The sequence below is a fragment of the Arthrobacter mobilis genome (assembly GCF_012395835.1).
Classification (GTDB): Bacteria; Actinomycetota; Actinomycetes; order Actinomycetales; family Micrococcaceae; genus Crystallibacter; species Crystallibacter mobilis.
This window is the reverse complement of the sequence record NZ_JAAZSQ010000001.1, coordinates 424,654-437,517: the sequence shown is the minus strand read 5'-3', so window position 1 is coordinate 437,517 and position 12,864 is coordinate 424,654. Positions and strand designations below refer to the sequence as shown.

General features: G+C 70.1%; 9 protein-coding genes. 3 read left to right on the top strand and 6 right to left on the bottom strand.

The annotated features are described in order from the left end of the window. Positions 1 to 36: 36 nt before the first annotated feature. From HGG74_RS02040 to HGG74_RS02025, 4 genes are all read right to left on the bottom strand, one after another. Complete coding sequence (locus tag HGG74_RS02040; protein WP_168484655.1) at positions 37 to 666, bottom strand: superoxide dismutase family protein; 630 nt, start codon at positions 664 to 666, stop codon at positions 37 to 39. A gap of 170 nt (positions 667 to 836) precedes the next feature. Beyond that, positions 837 to 2,009, bottom strand: coding sequence for an MFS transporter (locus HGG74_RS02035; RefSeq protein ID WP_168484654.1), 1,173 nt, complete (start codon positions 2,007 to 2,009; stop codon positions 837 to 839). Between the two features lie 64 nt (positions 2,010 to 2,073). After that, a complete protein-coding gene (locus HGG74_RS02030; RefSeq protein WP_168484653.1) occupies positions 2,074 to 3,771 on the bottom strand; it encodes an amidohydrolase in 1,698 nt (565 codons plus the stop codon). Positions 3,772 to 3,928: 157 nt separating this feature from the next. Then, positions 3,929 to 4,414: a universal stress protein gene (locus HGG74_RS02025; protein WP_168484652.1), complete on the bottom strand. Its 486-nt coding sequence runs from the start codon at positions 4,412 to 4,414 to the stop codon at positions 3,929 to 3,931. Positions 4,415 to 4,720: 306 nt separating this feature from the next. On the opposite strand from HGG74_RS02025, the gene HGG74_RS02020 reads away from it, so the two are divergent. The 3 genes from HGG74_RS02020 (at position 4,721) to HGG74_RS02010 (ending at position 8,386) form a co-directional block, all read left to right on the top strand. Continuing rightward, positions 4,721 to 5,053 carry a hypothetical protein gene (locus HGG74_RS02020; protein ID WP_168484651.1) on the top strand — a complete coding sequence of 111 codons (333 nt, stop codon included), beginning with the start codon at positions 4,721 to 4,723 and terminating at the stop codon, positions 5,051 to 5,053. Between the two features lie 109 nt (positions 5,054 to 5,162). Beyond that, positions 5,163 to 5,534: a YtxH domain-containing protein gene (locus HGG74_RS02015; protein ID WP_168484650.1), complete on the top strand. Its 372-nt coding sequence runs from the start codon at positions 5,163 to 5,165 to the stop codon at positions 5,532 to 5,534. Between the two features lie 143 nt (positions 5,535 to 5,677). Then, positions 5,678 to 8,386 carry a P-loop NTPase fold protein gene (locus tag HGG74_RS02010; protein ID WP_168484649.1) on the top strand — a complete coding sequence of 903 codons (2,709 nt, stop codon included), beginning with the start codon at positions 5,678 to 5,680 and terminating at the stop codon, positions 8,384 to 8,386. A 45-nt stretch (positions 8,387 to 8,431) separates the two neighbouring features. On the opposite strand, the gene mfd is transcribed toward HGG74_RS02010, so the two are convergent. Further along, entirely contained in the window at positions 8,432 to 12,073 is a 3,642-nt protein-coding gene (gene mfd, locus HGG74_RS02005) for a transcription-repair coupling factor (RefSeq protein ID WP_168484648.1), read from the bottom strand. Between the two features lie 134 nt (positions 12,074 to 12,207). Further along, positions 12,208 to 12,846 carry a PepSY domain-containing protein gene (locus HGG74_RS02000; RefSeq protein WP_205761139.1) on the bottom strand — a complete coding sequence of 213 codons (639 nt, stop codon included), beginning with the start codon at positions 12,844 to 12,846 and terminating at the stop codon, positions 12,208 to 12,210. Positions 12,847 to 12,864 lie beyond the last annotated feature (18 nt).

The window sequence follows — 12,864 nt, the reverse complement described above, 5'->3', positions numbered from 1 at the left end:
CGCCCTCCTGGGACTTTCAGCGGGCGCGGGGCGCGGTCAGCGGATATTGACGCAGGCCAGCCGGTCTCCGGCCGTGCCGGCCTCACCCTCGCCGGTCTTGGTGTGCATGTCGTGGATCACGATCGACTGCCCTTCACCCTCGCGGAACTGCCAGTCGACGGTGCTTTCGGCTTCGGCATTGCCGCGATCGTCGGTGGAGAGATCCAGCCAGATTTCGTTCTCGGGATTGGCGTACTCAGGGTTGACCGATGGGGTCTTGGGGTCCTTGCGGTTCTGGTAGTGCGGACCGGCCTGCTCCGGTTCGGCGCCGCAGGCGTTGACGTGCACGTGGGCGCCGTAGTCCCGGTTGGCCTCAAGTCCCTCGACGGCAAGCCTCACCGTGGTCCCGGAGCCCTGGCTCTGCACCAGGACCTCGACATTGGAACCCTTGGGGACGACGGTCTGGTTGTACGTGATGGCCGCCGAATCCTCAAACTCGTTGAACTGGGCCACGACCGGTTCGCCGGCCGGGAAGGAACCGGTGGTGGTCGGGCTGGCGGGCGCGATCTCGGTCATGTCCCCGGACGAGGCGCCGCGCCTCTCCTTTTCGCCGCACCCTGTCAGTGCCAGCACGAGGGCTGCCGCACCAACGGCCGCCAGAGTGGTCTTGCCCGGTTTGAGTCCCATGATCCATCCTCCGTACGTCGCCTCGACCATCGGGGGGCCCGCCCGCCGATGGGAGCAGGCGGTGATCCCCGCGTTACCGACGCTACCGCCGGGCGGCGGACACCGGAAGGCCCCGGCGGACGGGCCAGGGCCGCCGGGGCGGTTTCCCGCCCCGGCGGACCCGCGCCGGATCAGGCCGAGGGTGCCTTCCGCTGGATCGCCATGGCGCAGCCCAGGGACACCAGCGTGCAGCCCAGGGACACGGCCAGCATGCCGCCAAAACCTCCGGAGGACTCGATCAGCACCCCGCTGAGGATCGGGCCGATCGCGAACCCGGTGCCGATCATCAGGTTGGTGGTGTTCATCACGTGGCCGCCGCCGCCCAGGTCGGACAGCGATGAGAGCAGGTAGGGCAGGATGAAGGTCCAGGCGAACTTGAAGATCATGGCCGCGACAGCGAACTGCACGAGTCCGGAGAGCCCGAAGAGCAGCGCCACGCTGGCGGCCAGCCCGACGTAGCCGATGAGCAGGAAGATCCGGCGCCGGGGGCTGTCCCCGAGCACGGTCGCCACCAGCGGGGCGATGATGCCGGGCACCGTGGCAATGGCCAGGACCACGCTCACGGTGGACAGGTCGATCCCGGCACCGCCGGCAATCTGCGCCATGAAGGACCAGACACCGCTCAGGCCGACGTAGAAGAGCAGGACGGCGGCCAGCCCCGTGACGAACTTGCCGGCCGGCACCTTGGTCCGGGAACCGCCCTCGGCGGCCGCCGGCTCGCGGCGCAGCACCTCGCCGTCGATCATCCGCACCACGGTCAGGCAGCAGGCCGAGAGCGCGGCCATGGTCCAGTAGATCGCGCCCACGCCGGTGCCGGCGAACAGGGCCGGGAAGACCGCCAGGATGATGGCGCCCATGATCAGCTGGAACACCACGAAGATGCCGAAGGCCCGGCTGGGGTTGGAAGTCCTGCCGCTGAGCGTGAGGATGATGACGGTAATGGAACCGGCTGCCAGCGAGGTGATGACGCGGGCCGCGACCAGCAGCGCGAAGCTGTCCAGGAAGCCGGAGACAATGTTGCCGGCAATGACCACGGCCGTGAACGCGTAGCTGGCGGTCACCAGGTTCACCCGGCGCAGCCACAGGTAGGCCGGCACGGTCGCCAGGCTGAAGGCGCCCAGCTCCAGGGAGAACAGCATGCCCAGCTCGGTGGGGGTCAGCCCGAACTGCTGGACCAGCTTCCCGGCAATGACCGGGGCGATCAGCAGGACCATGTACAGCACGGCGCTGAAGACCGAAATGTAGGTGTAGATCCCGCGGTCGGTGCCGGCACCGCGGCGCGCGGGGGCAAGGAGTGTGGACATGGCGTCCCTTTCAGTCAGGAAACTCAGGAAAAGAACTGGAAAAGAGCCAGGAAAAGTGGACGGGTCAGCGGACCTCGGCCAGCGTCCCGGCGCCGGGTCCGGCAGCTGAGGCGGCGCCGGCGTCGTACACCTTCACGCCGGCGAACCAGGTCTGCCGCGCGGTGAGGTAGCGGACCTGGTCGATGCCGATCTCGTATGGGTTGGCGGACAGGACGATGAAGTCCGCCGACTTGCCCGGGGTCAGCGAGCCCGTGACATCGTCCACGCCCATCGCCTCGGCGCAGGCGGTGGTGTACACCCGGATGGCTTCGTCCAAGGTGATCGCCTGCTCCGGCCAGAGCGTGCCGGGGAACTGCCCGGTCGGGTCCTGGCGGGTCACCAGCCCGTAGATGCCTTCCCAGGCGTTCGGCGACACGCTCACCGGCCAGTCCGAGCCGCCGGCCACCCGGGCGCCGGCGTCGAGCAGGGCCCGGTTCGGCTGCATCTTCGAGGCCCGCTCTGGCGGCAGCACCGTGGCAATCGCCTCGGAGATGACCCCGGGGAACCACAGCGACGGGGAAATGTCGGCGGTCACGTCCAGCTGCGCGAAGCGGGCAATGTCGTCCGGATGCACGAACTGCCCGTGGGCGATGTGGTACTTCGGCTCCGTGTACCCGGCGGCGCGGACCTTGGCCACGGTATCGAGCACCAGGCGCACGGAGGCGTCCCCGGTGCAGTGGATCTTGGCCGAAATGCCCCGGGCAGCGGTGCCCATCAGCCAGTCTTCGAGCTCCGCCGGGTCCATGGTGGTGCCGCCGCAGTGGCACTCGGGGAAGCCCGCCTCGGGCAGGTAGGGCTCGAGGAACGCGGCGGTGCCGGCCGGCGGAACGCCGTCGAGGAAGATCTTGATGAAGTCCGGCCGGTGGTGCCGGGAACGGGCCTCCTCGCGGTGGGCGATGATGCCTTCGCCGATCGGATCCGTGCCGAAGATGAAGTCGTTGGCCGCCATGGACGTGACTACCCAGGCCTGCAGCCGGCCGCGCTCGTCCAGGTCCTTCAGCGCCCGCATCAGCTGCAGCGAGGCCGCCGCGTCCTGGAAGCCGGTGATGCCGTAGGAATGCAGGATCTCGATGCCGCGGGCGGCGGCGCGGGCCAGATCCCCGGTGCTGGTCGGCTGCAGCCGGGCCAGGGTTTTCTCCACGAGCACGCCGCCGGCCTCGATCAGCACGCCGGTGGCCTTGCCGGCGCCGTCGCGCAGGATCTGCCCGCCCTCCGGATCCGCAGTGGTGCCGGTGATGCCTGCCAGTTCCAGGGCCTTCGAGTTCGCCCAGCGGTTGTGCTTGCTGTCATCCTTGAGCAGGGCCGGACGGCCGCCGGTGGCTGCATCGAAGCGGGCCAGCGCGCCGGGGGTGTTCAGCTCGTTGAGCAGGCCCGAGCCCCAGCTGCCGCCGACCACCCATTCGTCCGGGCCGAGCCCGGCGGCGTGGGCGGTGATGGCCTCGAGGAAGCCGTCCAGGTCCAGGGTGGGCGGGGCGTCGAGTTCGAACAGGTCCATCTGCCCGGCGACCATGTGGTGGTTGTGCACATCCAGCAGGCCGGGCATCACGTAGGCGCCGGCCAGATCGACGACGGCGGTGTCCGGTCCGCGCAGCGCCTCGGCGGCGCTGCCCAGTGCCTGGATCTTCCCGCCGGCGACGGCGACGGCGTGCGTGCGCGGTACTGCCGGGTCCAGCGTATCGATGGTGCCGTTGAGCAGCAGCAGTTCTGCAGAGTCGGAAGCCACGTGGATATCCCCTGTTTCGCTCGGGCGGATGGAGTCGAGCCCAGCGTAGCCAGCCCGGCGGCAGGCGGTTTTGGATTTCCGTGCACGGGACTTGATTTCTACAGCAGGAGAATTTTCCGGCCGGGCGGCACACCGCCTTGTGCGGTCCCGGACAGTGTCAGCCGTGCTCCCCGCGCCCGGCCGCCTCCCGGCGGTGGTGGTGCGTCCGCGCCTTCCCGTCTTCATGCAGGACCAGCACGGGGCATACGGCGTGGGCGACGCAGGCAGTGCTCACCGAGCCAAGATGCAGGCCCCGGAACCCGCCGTGGCCGCGCCGGCCGACGACCAGCATCCGGGCATCGTCCCCGGCCCGCACCAGCATCTCCGGGGCCGGACCGCGCACCAGCTCGGTGGTCAGGTCCTGAGGCGGCTCGCTGCCGAACGCCTTCTGCACCGCCTCGGCCAAGGCCTTGCCCGCCGCCCCTTCGTAAGCCTCGAAATCCGGCGGGACGTAGCCTTCGTAGATGCTGGGGAAATGCCAGCAGTACAGGGCATGGACGTGCGCGTCGAGCGCGGGCGCCAGCAAGGCCGCCAGCCGCAGCGCCTCGATCGAGGAATCCGAGCCGTCGACGCCGACGACCACTTTGCCGCTTACCTGGTTCATCGCTGCTCTCCTGCGTTGATGGCTCCCGTCCTTACAGAATGGCAGGGACGCCGGAGCAGGAAAAGCCTTGCCGCACGGGAGCTGCTCCCGGACCGCCGCACCGTGACCGCGGCAGGATAACGATTGCTGCACAGTCCCGGGCAAACGGGCCCTTCCGCCGCCGCAGGAGGTGCGGCCGGAATACGATGGCTAAGGCCGTGCCGGTCCGTTCCGGTCTGCCGCCCGCTGCAGTGCGGACGCCCCGCAGGCCGGCATCCTGCCCGTCACCGCACCGCTGTTTTTGTCCCTTATCTGAAAGTTGAGGTCATGACCCATCCGGCCGACATGGTGCAGTACCCGCGCCGCCGCGACATCCGCACCGGATCCGCGGATCCTGTTCCGCCGACCGGCATGATCCCGATTGTCCCGCTGGTCGCCGCGCCCTCGGGCGATCCGCTGCCCACGCGCAAGGAACTGCGCACCGGCATGATCCCGTCCGTGCTGCCGGCCGGGCAGGGCCCCGGTGCCGCAGGCCCGGCCGCACCGGCCGGCTCCACGCGTCAGCGCAGGCCCCGGCGCGCAGCCCGCGCCTGGCTCTGGATGGTGCCGGCTGCCGCCGTCGCCGCCGTACTGCTGTGGCTTCAGTTCGGCTCCAGGTAGCACCGGCGCGGAACGGACCGCACCGGCCTGCCCGGTGACAGGCGCAGCCCCGGACACTAGATTGGGCCGTGGAACTACCCAGGGAACCACCGAGGACAGGAGCAAAGCCATGATGAAAGCCCTCACTTTCGGCGCCGGACTGGCGGTCGGTTACGTGTTCGGCACGAAGGCCGGCCGGCAGCGCTATGAGCAGCTGAAGTCCCAGGTCGGAAAGTTCTGGCAGGATCCGCGCACCCAGGAGAAGATCAGCGGGGCCAAGGAGACGGTGAAGCACACCGTGACGGACTCCGTGGGCAATGTTGTCCCGGGCATCAAGGAGCGCCTGCATACCGGCGGGCAGAAGGCGGAGGCGGGTCCCGGCACCGTTTCGGACCCGGCCCGCCGGGACACCGTGGGCAACGACTGGACGGACGAAGGCGGGGCCACCTCTGCCGGGCCGGCAACCAACACCGATCCGACCCGGGACCAGCGCGGCTTCTGAGCGCTCCCCCGGTCCTGCCATGCCGGCTGCGGCCATAACGCTGCTGTAACGCCGGCGCAGTACCCTGTGGCCGTTCGCTCCGGCAAGGCTGCAGCTGTCCGGGGACGTTGTTCCCCGGACGTGCAGGAATCAGGTGGTGGCAGGTGGTCCGGCTGCAGGGTTTCGACGCCGACTTCTCCCCCTCCTCTGCCAAGGCGGTCCGATGGGCAGGGGCTGCGGCGGTCCACCGGAACCTTGGAACAGCCTCCGGGGCACAGATAGAACCGGCGGACCTGCTGCTGGGCGTGCTGCTGGCGCACCCGGACGAATTCGGCGAGGCACAGGTCCTGCTGCAGCATTTCGGCCTCACGGCCCGCGACGTGCTGCCGGCGGGCTATCCCGTGCCGACCGCGGCGGACCTGGCTGAAGCTGCCGAGCGCAGCGGCGGCCCGGACCCGGTCCCCTTCTCGTCCACCACCCTGCAGGTATTGACCGGACTGGGGCAGGCTTCCGTGGTGCACCTGGCGGACCTGCTCGGCGCATTGCTCACCGGCGAATCCCCGCTCCGGACATCGTTTTCCGCCGCCCTGCTGTCCCGGGGCGTGGATCTGGACTCCGTCACCGGATCGTATGGACGGTTCCTGGACGCCCTCCAACGCCCCGGGAAACAGACGACAGGACGCCAGCTGCGCGAGTGGCTCCGGCGGGAAAACCGGCGGGCGCCGGTGGATGTGCCGCGGTTTTCCTCCGACGAGATCGATGCGGACCGCGATCTGATCGGGATCCGGACCGAAGCCGAAGCGTTCGCCTACCTGCTCGCGTCCCGGGACCTGCGCCCTCCGCTGGCGATCGGGCTGTTCGGCGACTGGGGCAGCGGCAAAAGTTTCCTCATGCGGTCGATCAAGCAGCGGGTGGACCAGCTCAGGGCACTCGTGCCGGAGGGCGGGCAGGGCGGGGCCGCCGTGTGGCGGAACATCCGGCAGATCGAATTCAACGCCTGGGAATACGTCCAGGGAAACCTGTGGGCCGGGCTGCTCGAACGGCTCTTCCGGGAGCTGGGCAGCCTCGTGGATTCCGCGGCGCTGCTGACAACCCGCCGGGACCCGGTGCAGCAGGAGCGCGATGACCAGGCCCGGCAGGTCCAGCAGCTCAAAGCGGTGCTCAACGAGATCGACAGCGAGCAGAAGGATCTCGAAGAAAAGCTGGAGAAGGCCAATAACGCGGTGGACTCCGCCCGGGCGGAAGCGCGGGCCCGGCTGGAAGCATCCGGGCCGCAGGTAGCCTTGAAGTCTGTCCAGCGGGCCTTGGACGACTTCTGGGGCCCGGGTTCCCGGCCACTGGCTGCCACATCTGCCGACCCGGCGGCTGCACTGGCGGATGCGGCCGCGGCAATGGCCGAAGTACGGGCCGCCGCCGGGCATGGCCGCGTGCTGCTGGGGCCCTACTGGACCAACAAGAAGCATTTCGTGCTGGCCCTTATGGGTGCGCTGGCGGTCCCGGTGGCCGCCTGGGTGTTCGCCGCCCTGCAGGCACCGGCGGTGGTCTCCCTGCTCGGCGGGGCCGCGGCTTTCCTCGGCACTGCCGCCGCTGTGCTGCGCTCGGGAGCACGGTGGACGGAAGCGCGGCTGGCCGAATTCGGCCGGGCCGTGGCCGAAGTCCGCGACCAGATCCGCCAGCCCGTCGAAGCGGCCGAGGAGCGCAGGCGCGAGATCGAGGCCGAGCTGGCGGAACTGGAGCAGCGGAGCGCTGCGGAAAGGGACAAGCTGCACCAGGCCGAGGCCCGGCAGCAGGCCGCCGAGCAACGCCTCGTCGCATTGACCGCTGGCAGGATCCTGGTCGACTTCGCCGACGAACGCAGCGGCGACTACCGGCGCCGGCTGGGCCTGCTCGCCACCGTCCGACGGGACCTCTCGAGCCTGTCCGACGTCATCCGTGCCAACAACGACCTCTATGCGGTGGAACCTGGCAGCGCGGCGCAGCCCCCGGACGCTGCCGTGCCGAACCGGATCATCCTGTACATCGACGACCTGGACCGCTGTCCGCCGGCCAAGGTGCTCGAAGTCCTCGAGGCCGTGCATCTGCTGCTGGCGTTCCCCATGTTTGCCGTCGTCGTGGCGGTGGATTCGCACTGGCTCAGCGCCGCGTTGAAGGACCAGCTGCATGCATTGCGCGCCAGGTCCCCGCGCGGCGCCGGCGCCCCGGACCGTCCTCCGACGCCGGCGGATTACCTTGAAAAGATCTTCCAGCTTCCCTTCCGGGTCCCTGCCCTGCCGGCCGCGGCCCGCGCCCGCATGCTGCACGGGCTGCTCGCCCCGTCGCTGCGGCCGCGCCCCGAACCGGCCGCGGACAACCCGGCGGAAGGGGCCCTGCGCGTCGGCCCCCGGGAAAGCGGCACCATCGAAGCAATGCTGTCCCGTTCCGGTGAAACGCTCCGCCTGGAAACCAGTCCGCTGGCGCTCTCACCGGACGACCTGGAGGTCATCGAATCCATGGCCCCGCTGCTGGGGCACACTCCCCGGCGGGTCAAGCGGTTCGTCAACAGCTGCCAGCTGCTGCTTGCCATGCCGCCTGCCCTGAGCAGCACCGTGCCGGCTTCCGGCGGAACGGCCGTCCAGCCGGTTCCCGACGAGAGGGCGATCGTGTGCTTCCTGGCCGCCGTCAACGAGGGCCTGCCCTCCGCGGCCGAGGCCCTCTTCGCCCTGACCGAGTCGAAAAGCCCCGACCGGCTCGCCAGCCTCACGTCCCGCGGCGATCTGGACCCGGCCGAGGTGTCCCGCCTGACTGCCTGGCTCGATTCCCATCAGGCGTGGGGTCAGCTCAGCTTTGCCCAGCTGGCCGTCCGTACGGACATGGTGCGCCGCCTGCGCTTCTGACGGCCGTCCCGCGGGCACCGGCAGCCGCGGTCGCAACGGTCCGCGCTACTCCTTGAAAATCGCGTCGATGACTCCCTGCGCCCATTCGAGGATTTCGGCGTCGGCCAGGTCGCGGCCGCCGACGCGCGAGGTCTTTGGCTTGGGAACCAGGATGAAGTCCAGCGCAGGCTTGACCTGCGAGCCCGGATACATCCGGTTCAGCCGCATGACCTTGGACTCGGGCAGCTTCGCCGGGGCGAACTTGATGAAGTTGCCCTGCACGGCCACGTCCGTCAACCCGGCGGCCCGGGCGCCGACCCGGAACCGCGCCACCGTGATGAGGTTCTGCACCGGGGCCGGCGGCGCACCATAGCGGTCGGTCAGCTCCGCCACCACCTCGTCGATCGCCTCCCCGGTCAGCGCGGCGGCCAGCTTGCGGTAGGCTTCCAGCCGCAGCCGCTCCCCCGGCACATACTCGTGCGGCAGGTGAGCGTTGACCGGCAGCTCGATCTTCATTTCGGCGGCCTTCTCGTCCGCCTCGCCGCGGAATTCGGCCACCGCCTCGCCCACCAGCCGGATATACAGGTCGAAGCCCACACCCTGGATGTGGCCGGACTGCTCACCGCCCAGCAGGTTGCCGGCGCCGCGGATTTCCAGGTCCTTCATGGCCAGCTGCATGCCGGCGCCGAGCTCGTTGTGCGAGGCCACGGCCTTGAGCCGCTCCAGTGCCACCTCGCCCAGCGGCTTCTCCGCCGGATACAGGAAATAGGCATAGGCCCGCTCGCGCCCGCGGCCCACGCGCCCGCGCAGCTGGTGCAGCTGGGACAGGCCGTAGGAGTCGGCGCGGTCCACGATCAGCGTGTTGGCGTTGGAGATGTCCAGGCCGGTCTCGATGATCGTGGTGCAGACCAGCACGTCGAAGCGCTTGTGCCAGAAGTCCACGATGATCTGCTCCAGCCGCGCCTCGCTCATCTGCCCGTGCGCGACCTCGACCCGGGCCTCCGGCACCAGCTCCCGGATGCGCGCGGCCTGCCGCTCGATGGACGAGACGCGGTTGTGCACGAAGAACACCTGGCCCTCGCGCATCAGCTCGCGCCGGATGGCCGCGCCGACCTGCTTGTCCGTGTACGGGCCCACATAGGTGAGCACCGGGTGGCGCTCCTCCGGCGGGGTGGCCAGGGTGGACGTCTCGCGAATCCCGGTCAGGGACATCTCCAGCGTCCGCGGAATCGGCGTCGCACTCATGGCGAGCACGTCCACATTGGTGCGCATCTTCTTCAGCGCTTCCTTGTGCTCGACGCCGAAGCGCTGCTCCTCGTCCACGATCACCAGGCCCAGGTCCTTGAATTCGACCTCCTTGGAGAGCAGCCGGTGGGTGCCGATGACGACGTCGACGCTGCCGTTCTTCAGCCCTTCCACCGTGTCCTTGGCTTCCTTGGCGGACTGGAAGCGCGAGAGCGGCCTGACCCGTACCGGGAAGCCGGAGAAGCGTTCGGTGAAGGTCTCGTAGTGCTGCTGGGACAGCAGCGTGGTCGGCACCAGGACGGCCACCTGCTTGCCGTCCTGCACGGCCTTGAACGCGGCCCGCACCGCGATCTCGGTCTTGCCGTAGCCCACGTCCCCGGAGACCAGCCGGTCCATGGGAATCTCGCGCTCCATGTCGGCCTTGACCTCGTTGATCGTGGTCAGCTGGTCCGGGGTCTCCACGTACGGGAACGCTTCCTCCAGCTCGCGCTGCCACGGGGTGTCCTGGCCGAAGGCGTACCCGCGGGAGGCCATCCGCGCCGAGTACAGCCGGATCAATTCCCCGGCGATCTCCTTGACCGCCTTGCGGGCCTGGTTCTTGGTCCTGGCCCAGTCGGCGCCGCCCATCTTGGACAGCGCGGGCGTGTCCCCGCCCACGTACCGGGTGATCTGGTCCAGCTGGTCGGTCGGTACGAACAGCCGGTCCCCGGGCGCGCCGCGCTTGGCCGGGGCGTACTCGAGCACCAGGTATTCACGCATGGTTTTGGTGGGTCCGCCCCCGGAGGAGCGCTGCACCAGCTCCACGAACTTGCCGACGCCGTGCTGCTCGTGGACCACGAAGTCGCCTTCGGTCAGCTGCAGCGGGTCGACGGCGTTGCGCCGCTTCGAGGGCATCTTGCGCATGTCGCGGGTCGAGGCGGCGGAGGTGCGTCCCAGCAGGTCGGCCTCGGTGAGCAGTCCGAGCTTCAGCCCGTCGAAGACAAAGCCCTTGCCGGCGCTGGCGCGGGTGATCTCGATCATCCCCGGCTGCGGCGGCTCGATGAGGGATTCCACCCGGGCGGCGGGAATGCCGGCGTCGTGGAAGAGCTCGGCCAGACGCTGGGCGGGTCCGGGGCCTTCGGTCACGACCACCACGCGCCAGGAGTCCCGGATGCGGGAGCCGATGAACTCCATCATCTCGGCCACGTCGCCCTGGTAGCCGCGCGGCTCGCGTGCGGCGATGGTGAGCGTGTCGATGTCCAGGACCGTCTCGGCATCGGGGTTGAAGGAGGTGACCGACCACCAGGAGACCGAGTGTTCCAGCGCCGTCGCGCGGGTCTCGCCCAGGGAACGGAAGCCTGCCGTCTCCAGGTCCCCCTGCAGGGCCAAGTCCAGCGGTGCGGCCCCGCCATCGGAGGCGGTGGCCCAGGCGGCGGCGAGGAACTCGGCGTTGGTGGTCTCCAGGTCGTGGGCGCGGGCGCGCACCTTCTCCGGTTCGATGACGACGACGATGGAGCCCTCCGACAGTTCCCCGGCCAGCGGCACCATGGCGTCCACCAGCACCGGCGCGAGGGACTCCATGCCTTCGACGGCGATGCCGCCGGCGATCTTCTCGAGCATGTCCGCCGCCGCCGGCATCTGCGGCTTCAGCTTCGCGGCCCGGCTCATCACCTCCGGGGTGATCAGCAGTTCGCGGCACGGCGGCGCGTAGAGCTGCGTGGGGTGCTTGATGCCCTCGGCGCCCAGGGAACGCTGGTCCGCGACCGCGAACCAGCGCATCGCATCCACCTCGTCGCCGAAGAATTCGATCCTGACCGGGTGGTCGTCGGTGGGCGGGAAGACATCCAGGATGCCGCCGCGCACGGCGAACTCCCCGCGCCGGGTGACCATGTCCACCCGGGCGTAGGCGGCATCGGAGAGCCGGCGGACCACCGTGTCGAAGGAAACCTCGTCGCCGACCTTGAGCGAGACCGGCTGCAGCGCGCCCAGCCCCTTGACCAGCGGCTGCAGCACGGCCCGCACCGGCGCGACGACGACGTTCAGCGGCCCGGCGGTTTCCTCTGCCGCGCCGGCTGCCGCGTCTCCGGCTGCCTGCGCCAGCCGGCGCAACACGGACAGCCTCCGTCCCACGGTGTCCGAGCGCGGCGAGAGCCGCTCGTGCGGCAGGGTTTCCCAGCTGGGGAACTCCTCCACCGACGCCGGCGGCAGGTAGCAGCGCAGCGCGGCGGCCAGGTCCTCGGCCTCGCGCCCGGTGGCGGTCACGGCCAGGACCACCGGCCCGGTCCCGGTACGCCCGCCGTCGCCCGCTGCCGGGCTGGCGGAGAGACCGTCCACCATTTCGGCGATGAGCGCCGCGCGCAGCCCGGGCGGGGCACCGATCTGCAGATCCTCGCTGCGCCCGGCGGCCGGTTTCGCTGCCTGGGCCCGGACCTTGGCGAACGAGGCGTCCTGGGCCAGGGCAGTGCGCAGTCCGTTCAGGCTCATGGTCTTTTCCTTACTTCCCGGCCACGGCGGCAGCCGCGGTGGATCCAGCAGAGTGCAACGCAAATACCCGAAGTTCAGCCGAACCCCGGGACAGGCTTAAACACTACCGCCTTGGGCCGGGCACTCCGCCGCCGTTACCGGATACGGTTCCCCGTCGCGGTGTCGATCGCCACGCCGGTGGAGGTGCCGTCATCGCCCTCGATCTCGATCTCCCACACCTGCCGGCCATACTCGGTGTCGAGGGAGGCCTCGTCCAGGGCCCCCTCCACCTCGCCCAGGGCGGTGCCGAGGGCTTCGGACAGCGGGACGTCCGCGGCCTCCAGTGCGCGGCGGTCTTCGGCCTCGGCCACGCCGTCGTCCTCCCGGTCCAGCACCTCCCGGCCGTCAGGCGAGACCCTGACCTCGTATTCGGTGTCGCCGCTGATGACGCCTACTTCCCACACCTGCCGGCGCTTGCTGAACTCGATGTCGATCGCCCGGCCGTTGCTGACCGCGGTCTCGGCGGTTTCGACGGCGGACCGGGCAGCCGCCAGCGCGGCTGCCCCGTCCGTAGCTCCGGGCGACGCGGCCGGCGGGCTGGCCCAGGGCGACGTAGCGGGCGAGGTAGCCCCGGGGGACACGGCACCGGGTGACACGGGGTCATCGACGCCGGGCAAGGCCGTGCGGGTTGCCGTGGAGGTGGCCGGCCCGGTGGCTGGCGGCCCCTCGGGGGATTCCGCGTCGCAGGCGGCGAGCAGCAGGGCCAGGACGGCGGCTGCAGGATACAAGAACAAGGACCGTGGCCGTTCCAT